Source organism: Labrys methylaminiphilus subsp. lupini (assembly GCF_051161885.1).
In the GTDB taxonomy this organism is placed as follows: Bacteria; Pseudomonadota; Alphaproteobacteria; order Rhizobiales; family Labraceae; genus Labrys.
Map to the genome: position 1 here is coordinate 162,003 of NZ_JBMDIH010000001.1, position 26,856 is coordinate 188,858.

General features: G+C 61.7%; 15 protein-coding genes. 10 read left to right on the plus strand and 5 right to left on the minus strand.

The features are described 5' to 3' along the window. Positions 1-28 precede the first annotated feature (28 nt). The 6 genes from ACN6KF_RS00785 to ACN6KF_RS00810 all read left to right on the plus strand — a co-directional run bounded on the left by ACN6KF_RS00785 (position 29) and on the right by ACN6KF_RS00810 (position 11,003). The gene (locus ACN6KF_RS00785; RefSeq protein ID WP_434954997.1) at positions 29-535 is read left to right on the plus strand and encodes a helix-turn-helix domain-containing protein; all 507 of its coding nucleotides are present in this window, start codon (positions 29-31) and stop codon (positions 533-535) included. A gap of 426 nt (positions 536-961) precedes the next feature. Then, complete coding sequence (locus ACN6KF_RS00790; protein WP_434954998.1) at positions 962-1,438, plus strand: hypothetical protein; 477 nt, start codon at positions 962-964, stop codon at positions 1,436-1,438. A 565-nt stretch (positions 1,439-2,003) separates the two neighbouring features. Beyond that, positions 2,004-5,885, plus strand: coding sequence for a glycosyltransferase (locus ACN6KF_RS00795; RefSeq protein WP_434954999.1), 3,882 nt, complete (start codon positions 2,004-2,006; stop codon positions 5,883-5,885). A gap of 119 nt (positions 5,886-6,004) precedes the next feature. Continuing rightward, positions 6,005-8,980 (plus strand): glycosyltransferase, encoded by a 2,976-nt coding sequence (locus ACN6KF_RS00800; RefSeq protein ID WP_434959583.1) that lies wholly within the window; start codon positions 6,005-6,007, stop codon positions 8,978-8,980. Between the two features lie 105 nt (positions 8,981-9,085). After that, the gene (locus ACN6KF_RS00805; RefSeq protein WP_434955000.1) at positions 9,086-9,739 is read left to right on the plus strand and encodes an ABC transporter ATP-binding protein; all 654 of its coding nucleotides are present in this window, start codon (positions 9,086-9,088) and stop codon (positions 9,737-9,739) included. A gap of 7 nt (positions 9,740-9,746) precedes the next feature. Beyond that, a complete protein-coding gene (locus tag ACN6KF_RS00810) occupies positions 9,747-11,003 on the plus strand; it encodes a KpsE/RkpR family capsule polysaccharide export protein (RefSeq protein ID WP_434955001.1) in 1,257 nt (418 codons plus the stop codon). A 20-nt stretch (positions 11,004-11,023) separates the two neighbouring features. On the opposite strand, the gene ACN6KF_RS00815 is transcribed toward ACN6KF_RS00810, so the two are convergent. The 5 genes from ACN6KF_RS00815 to ACN6KF_RS00835 all read right to left on the minus strand — a co-directional run bounded on the left by ACN6KF_RS00815 (position 11,024) and on the right by ACN6KF_RS00835 (position 21,349). After that, the gene (locus ACN6KF_RS00815; protein WP_434955002.1) at positions 11,024-14,641 is read right to left on the minus strand and encodes a glycosyltransferase; all 3,618 of its coding nucleotides are present in this window, start codon (positions 14,639-14,641) and stop codon (positions 11,024-11,026) included. A 106-nt stretch (positions 14,642-14,747) separates the two neighbouring features. After that, the gene (locus tag ACN6KF_RS00820; RefSeq protein ID WP_434955003.1) at positions 14,748-16,058 is read right to left on the minus strand and encodes a KpsE/RkpR family capsule polysaccharide export protein; all 1,311 of its coding nucleotides are present in this window, start codon (positions 16,056-16,058) and stop codon (positions 14,748-14,750) included. A 93-nt stretch (positions 16,059-16,151) separates the two neighbouring features. Continuing rightward, entirely contained in the window at positions 16,152-16,892 is a 741-nt protein-coding gene (locus tag ACN6KF_RS00825; protein ID WP_434955004.1) for a class I SAM-dependent methyltransferase, read from the minus strand. Positions 16,893-17,163: 271 nt separating this feature from the next. Then, on the minus strand, positions 17,164-19,068 hold the full coding sequence (locus ACN6KF_RS00830) for a glycosyltransferase family 2 protein (RefSeq protein ID WP_434955005.1): 1,905 nt from the start codon (positions 19,066-19,068) through the stop codon (positions 17,164-17,166). A 43-nt stretch (positions 19,069-19,111) separates the two neighbouring features. Further along, entirely contained in the window at positions 19,112-21,349 is a 2,238-nt protein-coding gene (locus tag ACN6KF_RS00835; RefSeq protein ID WP_434955006.1) for a glycosyltransferase family 2 protein, read from the minus strand. A 449-nt stretch (positions 21,350-21,798) separates the two neighbouring features. Here ACN6KF_RS00835 and ACN6KF_RS00840 point away from each other — a divergent pair, with 449 nt between their 5' ends. The 4 genes from ACN6KF_RS00840 (at position 21,799) to ACN6KF_RS00855 (ending at position 26,787) form a co-directional block, all read left to right on the plus strand. Then, entirely contained in the window at positions 21,799-23,232 is a 1,434-nt protein-coding gene (locus tag ACN6KF_RS00840) for an ABC transporter substrate-binding protein (protein WP_434955007.1), read from the plus strand. Positions 23,233-23,549: 317 nt separating this feature from the next. After that, the gene (locus ACN6KF_RS00845) at positions 23,550-24,686 is read left to right on the plus strand and encodes a carbohydrate ABC transporter permease (RefSeq protein ID WP_434955008.1); all 1,137 of its coding nucleotides are present in this window, start codon (positions 23,550-23,552) and stop codon (positions 24,684-24,686) included. After that, positions 24,683-25,735, plus strand: coding sequence for a carbohydrate ABC transporter permease (locus tag ACN6KF_RS00850; protein WP_434955009.1), 1,053 nt, complete (start codon positions 24,683-24,685; stop codon positions 25,733-25,735). The genes ACN6KF_RS00845 and ACN6KF_RS00850 overlap by 4 nt, the downstream gene beginning before the upstream one ends. Before the next feature lie 2 nt (positions 25,736-25,737). After that, a complete protein-coding gene (locus ACN6KF_RS00855) occupies positions 25,738-26,787 on the plus strand; it encodes an ABC transporter ATP-binding protein (RefSeq protein WP_434955010.1) in 1,050 nt (349 codons plus the stop codon). Positions 26,788-26,856: the final 69 nt, after the last annotated feature.

Below are 26,856 nucleotides of genomic sequence, written 5' to 3' on the forward strand. Positions count from 1 at the left end.
GTCTCCTAATCGCCGTGTCCCTCGGCGGGTGATCGTCGACGTCTTCAAGGGAAAGGTGCTGTACCGCATGGGTTCCGAGCCGGCCGACAGCCCCCCGCATGCGCATTCCCGCAGTGAATTCCGACGCTGGATCGCCGAGAATCAGGCCGAACTGGCGGATCAGGACGTCGAGGCGGGGCAGAAGGTTTCGCCCAGCGCCGAACTTGGAAAGCGGATCCGGGCATTGCGGCAGGCGGCCGGCATGACCCAGCAGCAACTTGCCGACGCGGTCGAGGTTTCGCGCGCGGCCGTCGCCTTTTGGGAAACCGGTAGAGAAGGCAGTGTCAACAAGCATCTGGCCGGTCTGTGCCAGGCCCTGGGTGTCGGTGAAGACACCTTGCTGAACGGGCTCGCCGAGGAGCGTATCGAGACCACCCTGTCGCCGGACGAGGCCGATCTCATTGCGCTCTACCGCATGCTCAGCCCAAGCCGGAAGCTGAGTGCACAGAAATGGCTGGAACGCCAGACGAATCAGCACGAACCTGATGACAGATGAGCCATCCACGCCAGCAGGAATCTGCTTGCATCGGAATTCGTCCCTAGATCTTGATTTTTCAAATTCTATCTTGGCTGAAAGCGCCTGCCGGCCTTTCTGGACAAAGCCTCCCCTATCAGGCTGGTCATCGTCGGCTGCCGTCCAGGAAAGGGTCTGGATTAGCCGAAAGTGCAATTGTATAGTCAAAAGAGGTATTCGCGCCACGGCGTCGACGGCGCCTCGCCAGGGACGGAATGGCACTTGTCATCGGAAGGGATCGCTTGGTGTCGGTCAGTCTCGCGAAGCTGTTGCATTCGCTCCCGCCTTCCTGCCTGTCTCGCGCGGCGACATTCGAGATTTGGCCTGAGTCCGGCCCGGACGCGTTGATGTCACCGCCGCCCCCCGCCGAACCCTGCCTGTTGCGTCCCGGCCATGGAAAGTAAGCTCATGCTGGACTCCCTGCCGCAAGCCGATATGGCGGATCACAGGATGGTGGGCGATCCGGCTCTACGCCTGCGGTTCGACGAGCGAGAATACAGGCCCGTGTCGATCGAGGGCGCTATCCACACCTTTGTCGTGCCGCCGGGTTTCAAACAGGCACGGTTCGTCTCGCGATCCGGCTGTGCCGAACCCCCCGGAGATGACGAGCGTCTGCTCGGCGTGGCCATAGGGCGCCTATGCCTGCGTGGCGCGCATGGCCTCCGCGAGATCGCGCTCGATCATCCCAGGCTGGAGCAAGGGTTTTATGCCTGCGAGCGTCAAGGTGAGGTCATGTGGCGCTGGTCGAACGGGGACGCCCTGATACCAGCCGACCTGCTGGACTATGACGGCTCTCCCCCGATCCTGCTCGAGATCCACCTTCACGCAAAATTGCCAGTCTACCGGGTCGAATCGAGCGGGAACCGCAGCGTCACTAACGGATGAGTCCACAAGAGAGCGGCCGCGTAGCGGGTCATTCCTAGTTGGAATAGGTTTTGCCGGGATGCGGTGGAAGTGCAGGAATGACACATTCATTCCTGTATTGGAGATATACGGCGTTTTTCTTCCACAGTTTTTACCTCGCGATCCAATCCTTGGGACCGCTTGATGTTTGTTTTCAATCCGGTGAAGATCAGCAACTGAACGAGGAAAACAGGAAAGATTCATATCTCCTACAGTTTTTTTTCGCGCTGATGATTTCCTGTGAAACTATATCCACAAACCACATGTCGTGCTGGATCGAAATATCATTGTCATGGCGACGCCGATCGTCAACAGATAGTAATCTGTTCGACGTATCGACGAAGATGCCAATCAGGAGCCAGCAGCCCAGGGATGATTGTTTTGCCGTTTGGCCAAGTTCCGCCGTTTGGCGGGGCGTCTTTACCGCCCGAGACCCGGCTGCAGGACGAGAACTGACCTGCCTCCGCGATCGGAACTGAAAGCGTGTTACGAATACCGGTGTAGTATGGGCAAGAGCTCTCGTTTCTGGACAAAATTGGCGCCGATCATGAAGGCGCCCCATTTCGTGCCGTCAGGGCAACAAGCCAACCCGGACCTCAATCTACCCGCCGGTTTCGACTGGCAGGTCTATGTCGGCGCCCATACCGATCTGCAATCCTTCTCGCAGGCCAGGGCCGAAAAACACTATGCCAGTCATGGAGCGGCGGAAGGCCGTCTCTATAGCGAGGAAGGCATCGGCCTGTTCATTGCCGAGCTCGAAGCCGAACATGGCAAGCTGCCGGAATTGTTCGACTGGAAGGAATATCTCGACCGCTATCCGGATCTCGCCTCCCTCGGCTCGTCCTATGCGGCGGCCAAGCATTTCCTGTTGCATGGCCGCAAGGAAGGGCGGGTTCCCTATCACTTCGATGCCGACCTCTACCGCGCCCTCTATTTCAAGGGCGTTCAGATGCCGAACGACGCCCTGCTCGAGCATTATCAGTCCATCGGCAAACCGGCCGGCGCGGTTGCCACCCTGGATCAACTCGCGCAACGCGAGGGGCTGCAGGATGGATATTGGCTGCGTTTTCTCAATCTGGAGGAGTTCAACCTCCTGAACTCGCGCTGGGTCGGGGAGGTCGCCAACAAGCAGGAGGCCCTGCAGGCGATGATCCGTGAAGGGTTCGAGCGCCTGGCGCCGATCTCCTTCGCACATGCCTTCGATCCGGTCTATTTTGCCGATGCCAATCCGGCCCAGACCGGCAAGACGCCAGCCGAACTCTATCAATATTGGCTGTTTACCGGACTGAAAGCGAAGGTGCCCGGCAATGCTGCCGAACATCTCAAGCTGCATGGCCTGGCGCTGCTCGAATATCCTGCCGGGTTCGACTGGCGGGCCTATGGCAGCCGGCCTGGCGTGACGCCAAGGCATCGCTGGGACCTGCTCTATCATCTCACCGTCAACGATGCGATCCCGGCCCACGAGATTCCCCTCGGGCCGAGCGGCGGGCCGGACTTCCTGCTGGCATTGGCGGGTGCCTTGAAGACGCGAAATCCCGACCGCGCGGCGAGCCTCTATGCCTTCGTCGACCGCAAGAACCCGCTCGGCCTGGCGGAGCGGGAGCGTTGGGCCGATTGCCTGGCCGCGCGGGAAAATTGGCAAGAGGCGCTGACCCTCTATCGCCAGGCCATCGATGCTGGCTCGATCCAGGTCAAGACCGCCGTCAAGGCCATCGAGGCCGCCCTGAAGATTCGCGAGCCGGAGCAGGCTGTGGAGGTGCTTCTCCAGACCAGGACGGCTTCCGGCGGTGACATTCGGTGGCGCGAGGCATTGCGCCTGACCATCGACGCCGCATTCCGGGAAGCCTGGATGGCGGCCGAGGAGCTCTATGCCAAGGAGCGTCGTCAGGAGGCTGACGATGTCATGGCCAAGGTGGTCGCCGATATCGCAAGCTGGTGGAACACCTTCGATCCGCCCGGCCCGCCGCTGCCGGCGACGCCCGATCAGCGTATCGTCATGCTGGCCAATGTCGATTTACGGCAATGCACGCAATATCGCGTCACCCAGAAGATCGAGATCGCCAAGGTGGCCGGCCTCAAGCTGGAGGTCTACACCCAGGCGGAAGTCGACGAGTTCATCACGGCCATGCCGGGCGCCAGTGCGGCCATCTTCTATCGCTTGCCCGCCCTGCCGTCGAACATCCGCGCCATCTCGATCTGCCGGGCACTCGGCATTCCCAGCTATTACGACATCGATGACCTGATTTTCGACGGCACCCATTATCCCGAGCCGATCGAGACCTATGGCGCTTCGGTCAGCAAGAATTTCTATCATTCGCTGCAGATGGGAGTGCCCTTGTTCCGGGCGGCCCTTGCCATGTGCGATTACGGCATCGCCTCGACGACCCTGCTCGCTGGCTACATGGAAAAGCTGGTGCGCACCGGCCGTTGCTTCGTGCTGCCCAACGGCATCGACAGTCATGACGCCGACCATTTCCAGCAACACATTCCACGCGTGCGCCGCAATGACGATGTCGTGCTGTTCTACGGCTCGGGCACCAAGGCCCACAACAGCGACTTCCTCGATCTCGTCGGGGGACCATTGCTGCACCTCATGGAACGCCACGCCAATGTGCGTCTGATGGTGGTGGGCTATCTTTCGCTCGACCAGCGTTTCGATGCGATGCGGGACCGCATCACCCAGCTCGAATGGACCAAGGATGTGCAGTCCTATTGGTCGCTGCTGGCCGAGGCCGACATCAACATGGCCGTGCTCGTGCCCGCGCCGACCACGAACTGCAAGAGCGAGATCAAATGGCTGGAGGCGGCCGCCTTCAACGTGCCTTCGGTGGTCAGTGCCACCCATCGCTACGAGGAAGTGCTCGAAGACGGTGTCGACGCCTTTCTCGCCCATACATCGGAGGATTGGGAGACAGCGCTCGAGACGCTGATCCGCTCCCCCGAACGCCGCCAGGCCATGGCCGAGGCCGCGCGCGCCAAGGCCGTGAATTTCCACAGCCTCGAACGCAACGCCGAGCGCTTCAAGGAGTTGCTGGCACCAGCCTTCACGCGCAGCGATACCAGGCTGCAGGTCTCCAGGCGCAAGAAACGGATCTTGTTCTTCAACATCTTCTTCCCGCCGCAGACCATTGGCGGTTCGACGCGTGTCATTCGCGACAATATCGACAGCTTCATTGGCTCGAACTTCGCCACCGAATGCGATTTTGCGGTGATGACGTCGGACAATGACAATCGCAAGGCCTATCAGCTCCGGGTCGAGAACTATAAGGGCATCCCGGTCTTCCGGGCCAATTCCCCGATCGAGGACATCCAGGAATGGCGCCCCTTCAACGAGCGCTATGGCGAGCTTTTTGCCCGTGTGCTGGAGTTCTGGCGACCCGATCTGGTGCACATCCATTCCCCCCAGCGAGGGAGTGCCTCCCTGATGACGGCCTGCATCCGGGCGGGCGTGCCCTATATCAACACCATCCACGACGGTTGGTGGGTGTCGGATTACAATTTCCTGACCGATATCACCGGCGCGCCGGTCGAGCCGGAAGAGGCGCTGCCCTCGAAGCCTCCCTTCGGCAAGTCGATCGGTCGTTCGCTCGAACGCCGCCGCCGCCTGCGCATCCTGCTCGAACGCTCCGCCGCCATTCTGGGGGTCTCGGATGCCTTCACCGAGATCATGCATCGCTCCGGTTATCCGGCGACGCGCTCGGTACCCAATGGTGTGCCGGCGATGGAGCGCGTCAGGAAGACCCGCTCCCCCAATGGCAAGATACGCCTGGTCCAGGTCAGTGGCGAAACCCATCATAAGGGGTTTCATCTCGTGCAGGCTGTCTTCAAACAGGGCCGTTTTGCCAATCTCGAACTGACGATCGTCGATCATCAGCGTTTCGGAGGTCCGGTGCTGGAAACCCGCTGGGGCGAGACGCTGGTGCGCTTCGTCGGCAAGACCAAGCAGGAAGACATGCACACGCTCTACGCCCAGCAGGATGTCCTGCTCGTGCCGTCGGTCTGGCCCGAAAGCTTCGGCCTGGTCTCGCGCGAGGCCACGGCCGCCGGCCTGTGGGTGATCGCCTCCGATCGCGGCGCGATCGGAGAAGGCATCGAGCATGGCATCAATGGCTGGGTGCTCGACGTCGCCACGATAGAACCGTTGTTGAGTACGCTCGAGGAGATCAACGCTTCTCCCGAGCGCTATCTCGATTCGCCGCCGGCTCTGGCCGTGAAGCCCCGGAGTGCCGCGGACCAAGCGCGCGATCTGATCGCGATCTATCGCGATATTCTCAAGCGCCCGCCCGAACAGCAGCCCTGGCCCTATTTCATGACCGGAGACTTCGTGGAAGACGAGGATGCCAGCCAGGAGGATCGCGATTGGCTGAAGGGCAAGCGCAAGACCTTCTTTGCCGACTTTGGCAACACCAAGGGAGGTGGCACCCGATGATGTCGCGAGAAGCAGAAAATACAAGAAAAAACAAATAGTTGTAGAAGAATGGCGTTTTTCCGAGATGCGTTGTGCTCTAGCGCGGTCGGGTATTGGGGGAGTGGAAGGCGTTGGAAGGGGTGGTTCTGGAGACGCTCACGGGTTCGGCTGACGGAGGCGGGCCGCTATGGGGCCGGTTCGACCCGGATTGGTATCGGCGAACCTATCCCATTGCGGCCGAAGAAGCGGATCCGCTGGAGTTCTATCTCACCCAGGGTATGAAGCTCGGGCATTCGCCCAATCGTTACTTCGACGAGGCTTTCTACGTTTCCGAGTACGATCAGGTGGCCCAGGAGATCGCCGAGGGGCGGATCACTTGTGGTTTCGAGCATTATTGCCAGAGCGGGCGCAGCGAGCGCTCGGCCCATTGGCTGTTCGAACCAGGCTTTTACCGCCAGCTTCACGCGGATTTGACCGATGCCGCCCTGATCAAGGGGGGCTTCACCAATCTCTATGACCATTATCTGAAGAGGGGAGCGCAGGAAGGCCGACAGGCCCATCTGCTGTTCTCGCCACAAATCTATCGCCGTCACATGGCCGACAATGTCGGCCATCCTGTGCCGCATGGCGTGGCAGCGTTTCAGCATTATCTGGCGTGGATCGACGAGGGCAGGGGGGATGTCACCACGTCCCCCTATTTCGACGCTGCCTGGTATTATCTGCATTATCCCGACGTCGAACAGGCCGTTGCAGAGCAGCGGTTCAAATGCGCGCTGCATCACTATTTGTCGAACCCAGATCCTTCCGCCTTCGATCCGCTCGAACATTTCCGCGAACGGTTTTACATCGAACGCTACGGGGATATCGAGAAGGTCATCGGCAGGGGCAAGTGGTTCCGTAACGCCTATCTGCATTTCCTGCGCTATGGCCAGCATGAGCTGCGCAATCCCACCAACTATATCAATCTGCAATATTACTGGGCCCGCCGCTCCAGCGTGGTTGTGAATGCCGAGCTTGCCAAGGTCGTCGATCCCTTCGCCCATCTCCTTACCGTCGGCCTCCTGAAAGGGCTGCCCTTCGCGCCGACCGGAGCCCCCATCGACGTGCCGGAGAAGCAGGCCCGCGCTCTGTTCCTCAGCCATGCCGAGAACATGGCCCCCCAACATGCGCGCCGGCCGATCGACTTCACCGTCGACGGCCGCGCCGATGTCTGTGTCATCGTGGTGGTGCACAACCATCTGGCCATGACATTGATGACGCTGGCTTCGCTGCGCGACAATTATGCCGGCGCCCTGCAGCTCATTCTGGTGGATTCAGGCTCGACCGACGAGGTCAAACAGATCCAGCGCTATGTCACGGGCATGGTGCATATGCGTTTCGAGACCAATGTCGGCTTCATTCACGCGTGCAACAGCGCGCTGCTGCACGCGAATGCCCCCTTCATCCTGTTCCTGAACAATGATGTGAAGCTGTCGACCGGGGCGATCGCCGCAGCCATGGCGCGGCTGGAGGCCGATCCGCAGATCGGCGTGGTCGGCGCGAAGGTGATCCGCACCAATGAAAAGTTGCAGGAAGCCGGCTGCATCATCTGGCGGGACGGCAAGACGAACGGCTATATGCGGGACTGGGCCCCGCTCAGCCCGGAAGCGAATTTCGTGCGCGACGTGGATTTCGTCTCCGGGGTCTTCCTGATGACGCGTGCCGATCTAATTGCAGAGATCGGAGGCTTCGATCCGCAATTCGCTCCGGCCTATTACGAGGATGCCGACCTCTGTCTGCAGGTGTGGAAGGAAGGCTACCGCGTCGTCTACGATCCGAATGTGGTGGTCTACCATTACGAATATGGCAGCTCGCGCGACTCGGGCGCGGCGTTCGGGCTGATGCACAGGAACCAGAAGGCCTTCCACGCCAAGCATTTCCAGGCTTTGAAGCATCGCTTTCCGAACACGCCGGAGGCACTACTGGAGGCACGTTTCGCCGGCAGGATCCAGTCGAAGATCCTCTATATCGAAGACTATATACCGTTGCGCAGCCTCGGAGCCGGTGCGGTACGCAGTAATGACCTCATCCGCGTGATGGCGGAGGCGGGTTATCAGGTCACGGTATTCCCGGTGCATGGCACGGCAGCGCCACTTACCGAAATCTATGCGGATTTTCCTGACAACGTCGAGATAATCCACGATCTCAATCATCATGATTTCAATAAATTCATTCATGATAGAAAGAGTTATTTCGATTGCATCTGGATTTGTCGGGCACACAATCTGAATTTTCTTTACGGATATCTTGAGGATCTCAATTTGAATCCGAACAAGACGAGCGTCATCCTCGATACGGAGGCGATATTTTCGCTTCGAGAGGAATTGCAGGCCAAGCGGGAAAACAGACCCTTCGATCTCGGCGAGGCCATGGCGCGTGAATTCCAGCATGGGCATTTCTGCCAGGAGATCATCACGGTCAGCCCGTCCGAAGCCGAAGTATTGCACAAATTCGGCTTCCCCCATGCCAGGGTCGTGGGGACCTATCGGCCCGTGACCCCGACCCTCCGCAACTTCCAGGACCGGGATGGCCTGGTCTTCGTCGGCAGCCTCTATGCCGAGAACACGCCCAACTACGATTCATTGAACTGGTTCATCGAGGAAATCCTGCCGCGTGTCGAGGCGGAACTCGGCTGGGAAACCCGGCTCAATCTGGTCGGCTACGTCGCTCCGGGCTTGGCTCTCGACCGTTTCCTGGCGCATAGCCGGGTCACCTGGCATGGACCTGTGGCCGATCTCACTCCGATCTACGATGCCTGCCGCATCGCCATCGCACCGACGCGCTTTGCCGCGGGGACGCCCTACAAGGTCTACGAAGCAGCTTCCTTCGGTGTACCCACGGTGATCACCGATCTGCTGGCAGCTCAGCTCGGCTGGAAGCATGAACAGGAAGTGCTCGCCGTGCCGGTGGACGATGCCGAGGGCTTCGCCGCAGCGATCGTCCGGCTCTACCGTTCCGAAGACCTGTGGCAGCGTCTCCGGCAAGGCAGCTGCGATAGGCTGCAATCAGAGCATAGCAAGGAAAGGTACAAAGAAGCTTTGTCGCATGTCCTGCCGGCCCTCGAACGGTCGCGTTGATACTGTGCCTGGCCATTTGAATAGTGAATTGAGCGTGAACCTGATATGGTGCCGTCGTCCGCGAGGGATGGGGCGTCAATCCAAGATGGCAGTTCTTCGGTCGACATGATTCAACTCAACAATGTGACGAAGTATTACAAGGTCGAGAAGCATCGAAAGATGATCCTCGACCGCGTCTCCATGATCTTCGATACGTCCTATTCCTATGGCCTGATGGGAGTGAATGGGGCCGGGAAATCCACTTTGTTGCGTTTGATCTCCGGTACGGAAATGCCTAATGGCGGCAAGATCCGTCGATCCGTCCGAATATCCTGGCCGATCGGGTTTGGGGGAGGCTTTCATCCTGCTATGTCGGGCCGCGAGAACGTACATTTCGTCGCCAGGGCTTATGGCGCCGATATCGCCAAGGCGGCTCGCTTCGTGGAGGATTTCTCTGATCTCGGCGACTATCTCGACGTCCCCATCAAGACCTATTCCTCGGGCATGGCGGCCCGCCTGGCCTTCGGCTTGTCGATGGCGATCGAGTTCGACGTCTACCTCATTGACGAGATCACGGCCGTCGGCGACGCCAAGTTTCAACTGCGCTGCCGGCAGGCTTTCGACGAGAGGCGTAGGAATGCCGGCCTGATCGTGGTCTCCCATTCGATGGGCACGATCGCGACCTATTGCGACCGTGGCGGTGTGCTGGCGGATGGACGGCTGACCATGTACCCGAACGTGCCCGATGCCATTGCCATGTATAACCGCTTGAACCGCTGACGGATCGATGAACGATATCCAGACTGAAATCGATGATCGGCAAAGCAGATCGATCGAACGCACGCGGTCCGTCTCCAGGGCGCTGTCAGATGCTTCGCGTCGCGCCCGCTTCTCCAGCCGGTCCAAGCAGGCCTTCTACGGGGCGCAGGGCCAGCGCCGGCGTGCGCGCGAACGCGTCATCCGCCTCGTTCTGCTGGTTCTTGTCGTGGTTCTGCCGAATATCGCTTCGATAGGCTATTTCGGTTTCATCGCTTCCGACCAGTATGAATCGATCGCCAAATTCACGGTCTCCAGCGGCGCTTTGCCCAAGATGGACGATCTCGGCTCGGCCACGGGCCTGCCGCCAATAGCGATCGTGCAGGATACGATGATCGTCGTATCCTATGCCGAGAGTCAGACTTTAGTATCAAAGCTGCAGGAATCCCTGGATCTGCGCAAATATTACAGCTCGGACAAGATCGATCATTTCTCCCGCTTCAATGCTGCGTTGCCGATCGAGAAATTTACCGCTTACTGGACACGACATTCCTCCGCTGCAGTCTCTATGCCATCCGGCATCGTCACGTTGCGGGTAAGGGCATTCAGTGCAGCGGATGCGAAGACGATTGCAACCGCGGTGATCGAGCAATGCGAGGCGATGATCAACCAGCTCAATGAGCGCATGTTCAAGGACACCGTCGCGGCGTCGGAGCGGGATTTGATGCTGGCTGGGGAGGCTCTCAAGAGTACGAGGGTCGCCTATGAGAAGGCCCGTAACGCTGAAGGGGTCTTCGACATCAAGGAGGAGAGCAAGAATCTGGGCACGCTTCTGACCCAGATCGAGGGCCAACTGTTGAAGATGCAGTCGGAATATGCGACCCGTTCGGCCTATATCGCAGCCGACGCGCCCCAGATGCGCCTGGCCGCCCAGCGGATCGCCTCGCTCAAGGAGCAGGTGAAGGGCATGCAGGGCCGTATCACCACGATGCAGCAGCAGGGCGACGAGGGTGCCCTGTCCCAGAAGCTCAGCCGCTTCGCCAATCTCGAGCTCGAGCAGAAGATCGCGGAAAGACGCTATGCCCAGGCCTCGATCAGCCTGAACATGGCGCGCATCTACAGCGAACGGAAGATGCTGTATCTGCATCCCGTCGAAATGCCGGCCGAGGCCGAGGAACCCCGCTATCCGCGTCGCTGGCTCAATATTGGCCTGGTCTTGCTGGGCTCGATCCTGGCTTGGTTCACCTGTATCGGCCTGGTGGGTGTCATTCGTCGCCGTCTGGCCTGAGCGGGCCCGATCCGCTGCGCTCAGCGCTGCGCGATGGTACGATAGAGATCAGCCAATTCCCGGCCCTGGTCAGCCGACTGACGCAGGGGGCCTTGCGCTGGGGAGGATCCGGCGCGCCACGCCTCGGGATTTGCGTTCATGGCACCCAGAATATCGCTGAGCGCCGCATCGCTGGAGACGTCGATGATCGCGCCTTGCTCGGGCACCCGGATGCACTCGCCGATCGCTCCCCTGTCGGAAGCCACCACACGCAGGCCCAGTGAAAGCGCCTCTCGGGCCACCAAGCCGAAGCTCTCCGGCCAAATCGAAGGCGCCAGCACCGCGTCGAGTTCCCCATAGAGTGTCGCGACCTCGGCGGAGCGACAAGGCCCGCGCAGCTGAACCGGCGTGGCGCCCCAGCAGGTGGACCGGCGTTCATCCGGCGCGAGAGTGTGGTCGATCATGGTTAGAGCCAGCCGCTCGAAACGGCCTTTGCGCAGGGCCGCCTCGACCAGGATGGCGCCCTTCTGGATCGAGCGGCCGCCCAGATGTCCGAGAGCGAGGCGTCCGTCCGTTCTGGGGCGGCGCGCATGGAGCTGGAGGGGAGAGACGCCATTTTCGAGCACGCCCACCGCGGCGATGCCGGCATGACGATGGAGGGCGGCGAAGGACTGTGACACTGCGAGGACGGCAGCAGCCTTGCCCAGCAGCGCGGCCAGAGCCTGGCGGCGCGCGACCGACTGGGAGAGACGGACGCCCTCGACCGGGCAGATGTTGAACGGATCCTGATCGGGCAGTTGCAGAACGCCGTCGCGATCGATGAAGAACTGGGAGTCGCTGATCCACCAGCCATCATGCAGGGTAACGAGATAGGAAATCCCGGCTTGTTCCGTGGCTTCGACGATGGAGGCGCCCAGGCGTTGGATGCAGTGAAAATGCACGATGTCCGGCCGGACGAGATCGAGCACTCGGCGGAATTCCTGGCCATGGCTCTGGTTGAAGGGACGCCAGTCGCGGAGCCGGTCCGGCGGGACGGAAACCCGAAAGACCGGACGGCCTCTGTAACTGTCGCAGCTCAGGGCCTCATAGGTCTGGCGCCCTTCGTCGCTGGCGAAGACGCTGACCTCGATGTCCGGGCAATGATCGATGAGATAATCGACATTGTCCTCTACCACCCGCGTGGCGCCGCCATAACTTTGCGGTGCGAAGAAGGCGTTGCATATCAGTAGTTTAAGCCGTGGCGGGGATGGCTGGGCGAGGGACTCCGACTGCGAAGGCGTGAAGGTCGCCGCCAGAATTTCGGCGCCCCTGCCGATGGCATAGAGCTGCAGCGCTTTCTCGCGGGCGCGGTTTCCCATCTCCAGGCGCAGCTTCGGGGCGCCGATCAGAGCCGTCAGGCCGTCTCGCCATTCCTGTTCGTTTCCGGCCAGAAAGCCGTCGACGCCATGCGACAGTATCTCGCGATAGGTGGCTGTGGCACTGACCACGGACGGAATGGCGCAGGCCGCCGCCTCCAGCCATTTGATCTCGCTTTTGCAATCGGCGATCTCCCCGGGCGAGAGCACGGCGAGATTGACGTCGCAGGCCTGCAGCACACTCCAATATTCGTTGATGTCGTCGACGAAGCCGATCTGGGTGATCCGGGAGGCATGGGCGGCGAATTCCGGCCCGAGTCGCAGATGGCCGGCGACCACCAGGCGCAACCGCGGATATTCGTGCAGGAGGTCGAGGAGGACTGGGGCCAGCGCCCGGGTGAAGTCGAGATTGTGCGCTCTGGTGCCAGATCCGTAGAACAGGGTCACCGGTGTATCGGCGGGCTGCACTTCGCGCCTGTGCGCGAGGAAGGCGTCGTTGCGCGCGTCGAGGCCGTTGGGCAGCACCAGGGACCGGCCCAGGCGAACCACTGGCTGCATGTGCTGGGCGAGAGCGGATGTGGAGGCGATTGCCATGTCGCATAGCGCCATGGCAAAGCGATGGAGCGGCACGCCGAGCTGGAGATGGAGATGCTCCTGCGGCGTGATCTGGCCCTCATAGGTTGCCAGATCCTGTGGGAAATAACGGCTGTCGAACACGAGATCGTCGATCTCGTAATAGGTCGGCAAGCCGAGGGCACGGGCATGGAGAATGGCACGCAGCACGGCGGGCGAGGCTGTGACCCGATAGAAGAGCGCTGCCTTGGCGCCCGTAAGGGCGGCGATGAAAGCTTCGGCTTGTGTCTCGGCAAAGGCCTGGGCCTGCAAGCCGGCTTGTTCGAACTGGCGCAGTTTCTGCTCCACCCGGTAATGCCGGCATTGGCGCAGTTCCTGGTTGGCCAGGATGACGACGGCGCCTTCGGCTTGGGGCGGTAGCGCGGGCGGCAGGCGGTCGAGCGCGACGAGTGCCTCCTGGATCCCACTCAGCGCTGTCTCGATCACACCATCGGCCTTCTCGCGCGCCCCGCGACCGTAGAGCTCGAGAGCGCTGGCCTTGGCATGATCGAACCAGGCCTCCAGGGTGCGATGGACACAGGCGAGGAAATCGGCACGCTCGCTCCAGCGTTCCCGCTGCTCGCGCAGGACGTGCAGGACTTGCTCGAAGGCTTTCTCGCCGATCAGCAGCGAGACCGCTGCTTCCACGGCATCCCAGGGATGGTTATCCCGTGCGATTGCCATGCGAAAATCGGACAGGGCTTCGCCGGCGGATCGAGCCTGACGGGCTTTACCGCGCCGATAGAGCAGGGAGGCATCAAATCTGGCCGGATCGTGCCGCTCGGCTAGGTCATAGGCTCGGGCTGCCAGCCCGAGGCGGCCTCGCCGCAGTTGAAAGTCGCCGATCGCCGCAAGGAGATCGAAATCGGTGCTGTCCGCGACTTCCTCGTTTGCCTCGAAGCCCCGCTCGAACAAATGCGCTAGGGCCCCGGCGCGATTGGCGATCCCGGCCCTTTCGGCCGGTGGCAGTCCCGTCCTATAGGCCTGCCAGGCAAAATCCGTGGGATAGCAGCGCTCACCGAGATAAGGCTGCAGGAAGGCGGTTTCGTTGGGGGCACGACCGGCCGAAACACCTTCGGTGAGCCAGTTCTGGTAAAGGTCGACCGTGTCGGCCGGATCGGTCAGATCATAGGTCTGGCGATAAAACTGCGGATCGAAACCGTGCTTGAAGCTGATCGGAGCGAGACGCTCGATTCCCTGCTCCACGAAGACGCGCAACGCTTCGGTACGCGACAGGGTGATCGAGGGCAGCCAATCCTGCGCCATGGCCGTGAATTCGGCCGTGCGGAACAGAGCAGGCCAGGCGCCAGCGGGAACACCATTCGATCCGCCGATGGGCATGTCTACAAGGAAAGGCCGGCCTTCCTGTCTGCCATGTTCCAGAAAATGACGGATGAATTGATGGTCATGCACGTAAGCGCGGCCGAGATCCTCGTTGAGGAGGCGATAGGCGGTGACGTCGAAGGCGGGCGGCAGTGAGCCGAAGCGTTCTTCCCAAGCGGCGATCGCCTCGTCGAGATTACGCGGACGCCCTTCTCGCCGGCCGTGCTCGACATAGTGCGCCCACAGGCGCTCGGCACTGGGCAGATCCTGCAGATCGGGGTGGTGCGCGGCATAGAAAACGGGGTCGAAATCCCGCGCGATCACGGGGCGTTCCCGGAACGATTTCAGCAGGGACCTGAGCCGTTTCACCGGCCGCGACCTCCCATCCGCCTCACCGAACTGGAATACCGGTCATGCCGCGGGGCTGGGTGCGTTCGGGCCATCGCTCCGATTGACCGATGTCGATCTGCGTTTCTCACAGCCGATGATCTTCCACGGAAGCGTAGGTGAGGGCGCCGATCGACCAGATGATCAGCAGGGACAAAAAGCACATCAGCGGGTAGATGAGACGGTAGGGATATTTGGCGAATTCGGGCAGGCTCGGCGGCACGAACATGCTCAGATAGGTGGCCTGCCGCCGTGCCCTGATTTCGGCGCGATCCAGCGCTGCCTGAGCCCGGGCATATTTGCGTTCGTTGAGCAGGCGGTCCACGTCGAGTTCCTCGTACTTGGCAAGTGAGGCTGCCAGGGTCTGGGAGTCGCTGCCCGTCAACTGTCCACGCAATGTGGCGATCTGCTCGTCCAGGGAGGCGATGCGATTGCGCAGGACGCGCAGACTGGGGGCGTCGGACTGAAGCTCGGCGGCCATCACAGCCTCGTCATTCTTCAGCTTCAGCCGTTCCGTCATCAAGGGCATCAGCAAAGTGGTGATCTGGGTGCCGGATTGACTCGGATCGATCAGGGCGTCCTTGTTGCGGAAGTCCTGCAACGCCTTGAGGCTGTCCTGCAACTGCTTGAAGACCTGGCGCGTTTCGATCTCGGCGGCCTGCGTCGCATCCCGCCGCGCCCGCTCCGACAGACGATTGATCAGCTTCTCGCTTTCGGCGAGTACGGCCTGGTTGAGCCGCAGGGCATCCTCGGCCCGAAAGGCGGTGACATCCACAGTGACAATGCTGGAGACCGGATCGACATAGGCATCCACCTTGCGCTGCCAATAGTCGGTGAGTTCGTCGATCGTCGAATGCTCGGACAAGCGGGCAATTCGATCCACCTCGGGGCGCTGGAAGATCTCGCGGATATTCAATTGCGCGCCGATGTCGTCGATGATGGCGCGGCTGCGAATGTAATTGGCAACGATATGGGCGTTCTGGGCGGTGGACACCGGTATCATTGAGCCGCTCGTCGGAGTGGCCGCAGTTTCCGACTCGCCGCCCTTCTCCGATAGTTCCGGCTCCATGGCCCGCACGGTGAAACGGGCTTCGGACTGGAATTGGTCCGATGCGATGGCGAAGAAATAGACGAAGGCAGCGATGCTCGGAATGAGCACCAGCAGGAGGAAGCTCCACAGATAAGGTCTCGACCGCCGCGAACCGAGGTCAGGGATGACTTCGGGAGAGGGAGCTTCATCGACGACCGTGACGTCGGTGCTCCGCCCGCGGAATACCTTGGTGGCATTGGCGAACTGGCGCAAGGCAAGCCCGGTGCGCCGGCGCTTGTCCTCCTTGACGGGGGGCGGCAGAAGCTCCTCGGCTTCGCCGTCTTTTTGCTGCTTCAGATCCGTTCTCATATCCAGATCGCGCTCATCCGTATCGCTGTTTCTGTCCAATCGAGCCTGCCGCGGCCGGCGCCGGCTTGCTCGAGGATCTTGGGGGCGACCGTTCTATTTTCGTGCATAGATCGACATCGCCGGCCCGTAACGATGATCGGGTTGCTCGTCCTCCAAGGTGATGTGCGTGAAGCCGACCGCCCTGAGGGCCGCCAGCATGTCGTCGCGATTGAGCCAGCGGTGCTGATCCATGGGACCGCCGCAGAACTCGGCATGCTTGGCGGCGCCGCGATAGGTGCGCAGATAGGTTCGCACGGCGATGCCATGAAAATCCTGGATTTGTGGCTTGCTGGCGAAGACGGCCCGTCGCGGGTCGGATGGCGGCATGAGCTCGTCGTCCACGAAATGGGTCCAGAAATAGGTGGCGTCGGTTCGCTTGGCGATCAGTTCGATCAAATGCAGAGGATCATTGGCATGGTAGAGCACGCCGGAAGCCACGATGAGATCGTAGGTCTTCTCGGTGCCCTCGAGCCATTTGACAAAATCGCCGAGCCAGATGCGAGAGCGTGACAGACCAAAGATCTCCTTGGTAATCAGGCAGCGCAGAAAAGCCGACTGATTGGCCTCGATGGCATCGACGATGGCGCCGGCGCGTTCGAGCATGACCGTATGGCCGCCCTCCAGCGGCCCGAGCTCCAGAACGACCTTGCCTTCGAGCGGACCATGCTGGTTCATCATCCAGGCGATCCGGGAATCCGTATAGGTGGCCAGCGGTCCGGCCGTAATACCCAGTTCCGGCGGAAAAGCACTGCTCCAACCTTGAATGACATCAACGGCGTTCTGATGGCTGGGCATCGAAATTACATAGCGGTCAAATATCTTTGTCGGTTTCTGTGCGGATTGGAATGCGGCAACCGATCGGCGCCTCTGCTTGCCAAGCCATTTCGATAACATTTACTTTTCCACTCGGCGGTGTTTCTAGATGCCCCACTATGATGGCCCAGCCTCCATCTCTTCATAGCGCAATTTGGCATGGATGAGACCTTAAAATCGCTGCGCCGCAATATGTAGCCCTAAATTTATGTCCAAATGATCTATCCCGGGACGAATTCTCAAAATCCCGCACTCAACCAAGCGCTGCCCTATACCACTCCAGTGAGAGTGCAGGATGGAAGTAGGGGTCGTTCCTGAGCAGGTGAAGCCATTTCGAGCGAAAATACCCTATTTCTTTTCTGTACAGCATCTCGGACGGCATCTTGTTGCTACGCGAGGCGGACTCGTGATGGTGCAACACCACGCACGGATCCAGCAAGGTTCGCCAGCCGCGCTCGTTGAGCCGCAGGCATAGATCGATATCGTTCAGGTCGATCGGGAGATTGTTCTGGTCGAAGCCGCCGATACCCCGGAACTTCTCGCGCGAAACCGCCAGGCAGGCGGCCGTGACGGCCGACAATTCATGCGGTATGGAAAGGCGCCCGAAAAAGCCAGTATCGGTGCGCGGAAGGTGTCGTTCGAAATGGGCGGCCCGCCCGCCCATGCCGAGGACGACGCCGCCATGCTGCAGCGTATCGTCCTTGTAGAGAAGTTTTGCGCCGACGGCTCCGATGTCCGGTTGCCGAGCCCAGCCCGTCAGCCGGGACAGCCAATCGTCGGACAGGATCTCGGTGTCGTTGTTCAGGAAGACCAGCATATCGCCGCGGGCTCGCTCGGCGGCCTCGTTGCAGATTGCCGCGAAGTTGAAGGAGCCGGGGCTGCGCAGGATGGAAAAGCGAGGGTCCTTCGCCACGCTGTCCAGATAGGCCAGGGTGCCCGGCTCCGTGCTGCCATTGTCGATGATGACGACCTCGAAATGGTCCTGGGTGCTGTGGTCGAGCAGGCTGCGAATGCAGGCCGACAACAGGTCGACGCGGTCCCGGGTCGGAATGACGATCGTCGACATTGGCGGCTGTCCGCCGGCAGTGATGGCGGCAGGGCTGAGCGGGGAAAGAGGAGCCGCTGGGCTGGCATGCGAGGTGGCGAGCAGAATGCGGCGGACGTGCACGGCCCGGGCGAGGGCGTCGACGGGCGGGCGAAACAGCAGGTCTTCCGCCGTCGCACCGGACGGCATGGCTTGGCGTAGCCAACCCGCACGCGCAAACCAGGCTCGCCCGACCAACGCGGCATGGCGGGCCAGGACAGGGCTCCAGTCCGGCTTGAAGCGGGGCGCCCCATCGCATTCCTCGTCGCCATAATAGAGGGCCGCGGGGTCCTCGACGGATCGCTGGGCGATCGCCGCCAGGGCGAAATCGCTCAGCCGATCATCGGCGTGCAGGACAATCACCAGGTCGTCGTCCCCGCTCTCGTCCAGGAGGGGGACCAGCGGCGTTTGCGGCGAAGCCCATGACAGGGCGATGCCCTTGAGAGGCTGGTTAGCGGCGAAGTCATGCCAGGCCGGTTCGTGCTTCGATGGATCTCCGATGATGACGAGACGGAAGCGTGCGCTGGCTGCCGCCGGTGATGGCATGTCGAGGCCCGTCCACTCGATGGCGCGGCTGCGCTCGATGCGCCAGGCTTCATACATCGCGAGGGGCGTCGCGCCGAGGGCGCGCCTGAGCCGGGCCACCTCTACGCGCCGATTGCCGCGCATGCTCGCCCACAATGCGCTCAGGACCGCCTTGGGATGGCGCCTCGCGCCCCTGGCCAGCCGTGGGAGGGGGCCGATGCGGCCCAGGCTCACCACCCGGAAGGCGAACGGACCGGCCCAGTCGGCCGGTGACAGATGCAGCTCGGTTGCGTCCGGGGGCAGGAAGCCGATCCAAATCCCGCGGCCAAAGGATGGCGCAGGCAGCATCACCTCCTCCTCGCCGCCCGGACGGATGATGCGCAGGATCGGGCGGGTCAACGGATCCAGCAGACTGGCCTCGAAGACGAGGCGGATCCAACGCCCGGCCCATTGCCGTACCGGGGCTTCGATCCGCAACCAGGGCAGGCGGCTCTGCGAGATGGTCCGGCCGTCCTGCAGGACGACATCGACGAGCGGCGTGAGCTTCATGCCGGTGGCCGCGCCTTGCGGAAATGACACCCGATGATGATGGTCATGCTTGGTCGGCCTTGAACACGAGGAAAGCATCGGATTCGTCGGGAACGGTCGTTGTTGCCGCCCAGGAGCGCGGCGGCGGCAGGTTCGGCGGCAGAATGTCGCGAGGGGCGGACGAATGTCTGGAATACCAAGGGCTGTAGGCCGGGTCCTGGAAAACGTGCGTGCGGTATTTTTGGCGCAGGGCCTCCTTTTCGCGCTGAAAGCGTTCCCTGTTCGCCTTTGTCTCGTCGCTGCCCCGTGAGGCGGATTCGTGATGGGTGAGAGTGGCGAAGGGCGTCCATACGGTGCGGAGGCCGGCGGCCGCTGCGCGCAGGCAGTAGTCGACGTCGTTATAGGCGATGGCGAAAGCCGTCTCGTCGAACTCGCCGACCCGGACGTAGCATTGGCGCGAGATCAACATGCACGCGCCGGTGACGGCACTCAGGGTCTGGCGCACCTTGAGGCGGTTCATCGGCCCCGACGTGTCCTGCGCTGCATTGGCGTACCAATGGCCGGCCAGCCCACCCAGCCCGACGATAACCCCAGCATGCTGCAGCCTGCCCGTGGGATAGAGCAGGCGGGCCCCGACAATGCCGGTTTCAGGATAGTCGAGGCAGCTCACCATTTCCTTGAGCCAGTCGGCGGTGATGATTGCGATATCGTTGTTGAGAAGAAGGATCGCCTGGCCCCTCGCATCCCGCATGCCGCGGTTGACCTGGCGCGAGAAATTGAAGGGTTCGGCCGATATCAATGTCCGGAAGTTCCCATGCTGTCGGCGCATGGTCTCGTAGAGCGACAGCGTCTGCGCGTTCGTGCTGCCATTGTCGACGATGATGATCTCGAAGTCGGCGTAATCGGTACGCTCATAGAGATCGGCCAGCAGGCGAGCGAGGAGGGCGGGGCTGTCGCGATTGGGAATGACGATGCTTATGAAGGGCCAAACACGGCGATCGGGTGAAAGCTCGACACGGTGGAGATCGGGCACCAGTGCCGGGCCGACGGGGGCGGCGACACCGTTGCTGGTGTAATGCGCGGCCAGGGCCCGGCGGGCATGGCTGACAGCCGTGGCCGTGAAGGTGGCGGAATAGGAGGCCCGATGCCGTCGCCACAGATAGGCGGGGTAAGGCAGATGGATGATGGCTTGCCGGGGGAGCTCCGAGAGATAGCGCAACAGGAGTTCATAGTCCTGCGACCCGTCAAAGCCAGAACTCAGGCCGCCCAGCGCCTGCAGGCGCTGGCGGCGATAGAGCGAGAGATGATTGATGTAGTTGACCCCGGACAGCAGCACGGGGTCATAGGCCGGCTTGAAGAAATACCCCATCGGCTTCAGCCTGGCATCGGTGATGGTTTCATCAGTGTAGATGAACTGCGCATCGGGATGGCGCCGGATGGTATCGTTGAGATAGTCGAGGGCCAGCGGCGCGAGGGCGTCGTCATGGTCGATGAGGCCGACCCAGTCCCCGCGCGCCGCCGCGAGCCCGAGATTGGTCGCCCCGGCGATGCCCAGATTGTGCGGCGTGCGCAGGATGTGGATCTGGGGTTGCCCCGCCATGCGTTCGAGCCAGGCAAGAGTGGCCCTGCTGCTGGACGCGTCGTCGCACAGGAGCAGTTCCCAGTTGCGGGCGCGCTGGCTGCGCAGTGAGTTCAGGAGGGTGTCGAGAAAGGCGGGCGGCGTATCGTGCAGTGGAACCACGAAGGAAAGCAGTGGTGCCGGCAGCCCTTCGTCAGGCTGCTCCATGTCGGCGAGGCCCGCTTCCGCCAGGTGCAGGACGGCCTGGAAGTGCTCCTCCGGCGCGAGCTGGCGCGGCGGCGGTGGCGCGTTGGCCAACTCGTCGAGTTCGATGAGATGCAGGCGGTCGGCGGCAGTGCCGAGCTGGCGGCGGAGGGAGGCCAGCGAGCGGGCGGTACGAATGTTCAGGGTGAAGCTGCCTGGCTCCGCAGCCGCTCCGGGATATTCCTCGCAGGGGTCGAAGCGCACACGACGGAAGCCCCTGATCCCCCCGGTCCTGAAGGCATAGACGCCATGGCGCTCCGGCGGTAGCGGCAGCACCTGCTCGGGCCGAAAACCATAACCGGTATCGATATACAGATGCGGTTCGAACTCGGGGCCGCTCGAGATGATCTCGATGGCGATATATCTGGCCGGCCAGGGGCCGAGCTTGAAGATGAAATGAGGATCGGCCTCGCGTACGCTCCACTGCGATCCCCCGACGCGAGCCAGCCCCTTATGGCCTTTCATCACGGGCGTAAACACGATGCCGCTTCCTCACATGGCCAGTCATTCATCGCGAACCGGAGAGACATGTCGTTGCTGGTCTTTGGGCTTTTGTGGTTGTTGGCGACTAAATCGGGAGAATACAGTAGAGGAATTGGCGGGAGAATATTGAACGATAGACTGTACTGTTCCTTGCGGCAAGGAGGCGAAAAGGGGAACTTGAAAAGCAGGTAAACAATGCTTTCGTCGACGGTATAGCGTTCAAGAACTCATCGCGGATCCTATAGCTGATTCTAGAATAAAAGCGATCTTCCCGTCATTGATCAGACATTTGACGTTTTCTCAGCGGCGGTGCCATAATCGAACCGCGATGTCCTGCTGCAGGGATGTGTTGGCGTGAATGCAGCGCCTGATATCGGCATAAAAACAAAAACGACATTTGGGAGGGACGAATGGCTTCGAGAAACGGAGTTATTGGTGCTGCGTTAATGGCAGTCGCGCTCGCTGGGGTGGCGCTGCCGGCCAAGGCGGGCGAATTCGATGGCGTTACCGTCAACATCATGACGCAGACGGGCGCCATCCAGGAGCCGCTGCAGCGGCGCGCCCCGGAATTCGAGAAACTGACCGGCGCCAAGATCAACGTGATCGCGGTGCCTTTCTCCGATCTCTATCAGAAGGTGCTGACAGACTGGGCCAGCGGCACCAATTCCGTCGATGCGGCGGTGTTCGCGCCTCAATGGATGGTGGACTATGTCTCCGGCGGTTATCTGGAGGACATCGGTGGCCGGGTCGCCAAGGACAAGGCGATCGCCTGGGACGACATCGCCCCTTTCTTCCGCGACTTCTCGTCGAGCTATGGCGGCAAGACCTATCTGGTCCCGCTCGATGGCGATTTTCATATGCTGTATTATCGCACCGACATCTTCGAGAAGGCCGGCCTCAAGCCGCCGACGACCTGGGACGAATATCTGGAAGCGGCCAAGAAGCTGAACGGCATGGAGGTCGACGGCCAGAAGGTCTACGGCTCCTGCATCGCCAAGAAGCGCAACGCCCAGAGTTACTGGTTCGTCACCGACGTGGTCGGGTCGATGACGCAGTCGAGGGGGACGTCGCAGGGCACCTTCTTCAACACCAAGGACATGGCGCCTCTCGTCGATAACGAGGCCTTCCGCAAGGCGCTGACCTTCCTCAAGGAATCCGGCAAGTATGGTCCGCCGGACGAACTGAACATGGACGTGTCGGATACCCGCCCGCTCTTCACCTCCGGCAAATGCGCCCTCAATCTCGACTGGGGCGACGTCGGCGTGCTCGCCATCGATCCCGCGACCTCGAAGGTGATCGACAAGACCGGCGCCACCCTCATGCCCGGCTCCAAGCAGGTGCTGAACTGGGAGAGCGGCAAGCTGGAAGCTTGCTCCAAGGAGACCTGCCCGAATGCCATCGACGGCGTGAACCATGCGCCCTATGCTGCCTTCGGCGGCTGGAGCGGCGGCATCAATGCCAAGGCGCAGGATAAGGTCAAGGACGCGGCCTACGCCTTCTTCTCCTATATGACCGCGCCGGCCCAGTCGAATGTCGACGTCACCATCGGCAAGACCGGCTTCAATCCCTATCGCCTGTCGCAGCTCAGCTACAATGATTCCTGGAAGAAGGGTGGCATGAGCGAGAAGGCAGCTTCTTTCTATCTCGGCGCCATCAAGGACAGCCTCAACAGCCCGAACATGATCCTGGACCTGCGTATCCCGCAGAACCAGAAATATCAGCAGGTCGTGCTGGACGAGGCGATCGCGCGCTTCCTGGCCGGCGAGATCGACGAGGAGGCCACGATCAAGGCGGTTGCCGACGGCTGGAAGGATCTCAACGAGCAGATCGGTACGGAAGACCAGCTGAAGTTCTACAAGAACACGCTGGGCGCGAAATAGGGGGCAACCTCTGGTGGCAGGCTTTAACCAAGCCATGTGGGACGCGACAATCCCTCCCCGACTTCGGGGAGGGTGGGCCGGCATAGCCGGCTCGGGTGGGGTAGGATGGCGTGACCTTGCTGCTTTACTGGTTCAGTTCGAGCCACGCTCCCCCCTTTCGTCGATGCTGTGCATCGACACCTTCCCCGAAGTCGGGGAAGGATTGTTGCGCCTTATCTTGAGAGCTAGGGATCGGTACCCACGCCAGCCTTCCGAGGAGCGAGGAAGTCGGCCGTCCCGACATCATCTGAGCGCTTAGAACCCAAGCCAGGATAGCCATGGCCGTCAACCTCTCCATCCCTGATGAAACGGACCGGTGGGAGCGCCTTTCCCAATGGGTCGATCGCCATTCCGGCCGCATCATGGTGCTGCCTGCCGTGCTCATCCTCCTGGCCTTCGCCATCTTCCCGCTGATCGCCTCGGCCTATCTGTCGCTTTCGCGCTTCAAGCTCGCCGGCGGCAGTTTCACGCTCACCTTCATCGGATTCTACAATTATCTGCGCCTGTTTCTCGGCGCCCAGCAATATCATTTCCTCGGCACGCTCAAGGCCTTCGGCTGGCTGGAATGGCTGTTGTTCGCAGCCCTTCTCGCCTTGCTCGGGCTCTGGCTATTTCGCTTTGCGACCAATGGATTCGCACTCTTCGGTTTCCTCGGGCGGCTGATCGCTTCCAGCCTGATCGCCGGAATCTTCTACGTCGTGCTTGCGACCACGGTGGCGGGCGGCATTCCCGGCACGCTCCTCAACACGCTGCTCTATGTCGTGGTGGGCGTTTCCGTGCAGTTCCTGATCGGGCTCGGCCTCGCTTTGCTCTGTGCCCAGCCGATCCGCGCCCGTAGTTGGTTCCGGGTGATCTTCTTCATTCCGGTGATGGTGACGCCGGTGGGCGTCGCCTACATCTTCCGCATGCTGGCCGACATGCAGAAGGGACCGTTCGCTCCGCTCAGCCAGCTCTTCGGCGTCAGCCAATGGTCCTGGGCGACGGAAGCCTGGTCGGCGCGGCTGATGGTACTGGTCGGCGATACCTGGCAATGGACGCCCTTCATGTTCATCGTGCTGCTGGCGGCGATCGAGAATCAGCCGCGCGACCAGCTCGAGGCCGCTCATCTCGACGGGGCCGGCCCCTGGCAGATCTTCAGGGACATCACCTGGCCGGCGATCGCGCCGGTGGCGGCCACGGTGGTGCTGATCCGCCTGATCGAGGCCTTCAAGATCATCGACATGCCGAACGTGCTCACGGCCGGCGGCCCGGGCCTGGCGACCGAGTCGCTGACCCTGCACTCCTTCATCGCCTGGCGCACCCAGGATTTCGGCGGCTCGGCGGCGGTCGGCTACCTCTTGCTGTTCGTGTCGACGATCACCTGCGTCTCCTTCTTCAACTTCGTGGTGCGCCCCAGCCGGAGGTATCAGGGATGAGTGCCGACACAGACGACCGCCCTCTGCTGCGCCGCTTGTTCGAGCGCCGCAGCCTCGAGGAACTGGCACCGATCCCGAAGGCCTTGACCTATGCCGCGCTGCTGGGCTGGACCTTCGTGGTGCTCTTCCCGCTCTATTGGGTGCTGGTCACCTCGCTGAAGGTGCAGATCCAGGTCGATGCCGGCCCCTATTACCTGCCCTTCATCGACTTCCAGCCGACGCTGGATGCCTGGAACTTCATGCTGTTCCAGAACAACACGCTCTGGCCCTATGTGAACTCGATCATCGTGGCGTTGGTGAGCACGATCCTGGCCCTGATCATCGGCTCGCTCGCCGCCTATGCCCTGGTGCGCATCCGTTTCCAGGTCAAGCTTGCGGCAATCCTTGCCTTCATCGTACTGGCAGCCAGCGTCGTCGTCGCCGTGACCCTGTTTGCCGTGCCCTGGCCGGCAGCGGTGGTGGCGGCCCTGGTGCTGTTCTTCGTGATCCTCGGCACCATCGGCCGGCGCTTCAAGGCGGCGCTCGGCAACAACGACATCGAATTCTGGATGATTTCCAACCGCATCATGCCGCCGATCGTGGCCGTGCTGCCAATCTATGTGATGTTCCAGAACCTGAAGCTGCTCGATACCCAGATCGCGCTGATCTCGACCTACACCGCCATCAACCTGCCCATCGTGGTGTGGTTGACCCGCGATTTCTTCGCCGGCATTCCGCTCGACCTCGAGGAGAGCGCCGAGATCGACGGCGCCTCCAAGCTGCGCGTGTTCTTCACCATCGCCCTGCCGCTGGTGCGTTCGGGCCTGGCCGCCACCTTCATGCTGGTGCTGATCCTGGCCTGGAACGAATATCTCTTGGCCCTGTTCCTCTCCAATGCCAATGCGCAGACCATGCCCGTGCTGGTGTCGGCGCAGAACACCACCCGCGGCCCGCAATGGTGGTACATGTCGGTGCTGATCGTCATCATGATCGTGCCCGTCATCGCCATTGCCGCATTCCTGCAAAAGCATATCGCGCGAGGCCTGATGGTCGGCGCCGTCAAGGGTTGAAGATGCAAGTCACGCTCAACAACGTCCACAAATCCTTCGGCGCGGTCGATGTCGTCAAGGGGCTCGATCTCGAGGTCAAGGACGGCGAGTTCCTGGTGCTGCTGGGCGCCTCCGGCTCCGGCAAGACCACGGCCCTGCGCATGATCGCCGGGCTGGAGACGGTGACATCGGGCTCGGTACGGATCGGCGAGCGCGACGTCACCCATGTCCTGCCGAAATATCGCGACATCGCCATGGTGTTCCAGTCCTATGCGCTCTATCCGCACAAGACGGTGTTCGCCAACATCGCCTACCCTCTGACGGTGCGCAAACGCCCCAAGGCCGAGATCGAGGCGGCGGTGAAGGACGTGGCCCGTCAGGTGCAGCTCGATCATCTACTCGATCGCCTGCCCCGCCAGCTTTCCGGCGGCCAGCGCCAACGTGTGGCGCTCGCAAGAGCCATCATCCGCCGCCCCGCCGCCTTCCTGATGGACGAGCCCCTGTCCAATCTCGATGCCAAGCTGCGCGGCCACATGCGCGCCGAGCTCAAGCACATGCAGCATGAGCTCGGCATCACCACGATCTACGTCACCCATGACCAGGTGGAGGCGATGACGCTTGCCCATCGCGTGGCCCTGCTCGACAAGGGCGTGCTGCAGCAACTGGATACGCCGGCCACCATCTACAACCGGCCCGCCAATCTCTTCGTCGCCGGCTTCATCGGCTCGCCGCCGATGAACTTCCTGGAGGGGGAACTGAAGGAGGGGCGTTTTTCCTCCGAGGCCGGCGCTTTCAGCACCACCAACACCACCTCGGCGCCGCGCGCGGTCGCCGGCATCCGGCCCGAGGATTGCCGGGTGACCGAGCCTGATCTCGGCAAGTTTGCCGGCGAGGTCTTCGCCATCGAGCTGATCGGCGATCACTCGCTGGTCACCTGTCGCTGCGGGGGGGCCAACGTGACGGTGAAGGTCGACAAGGATTTTCAGCGCGAGATCGGGGAAAAGGTCGGCATCGGATTTGACGACAGGGCCCTGCATCTCTTCGATGGCGAGAGCGGGGAGAGGCTGGCGTAGGAGGAGAACAGGCTCTCTCTTTACCCTTCCCTCGATGGGGAGGGTAAAGATGTGCGCCCCCTGATCGAC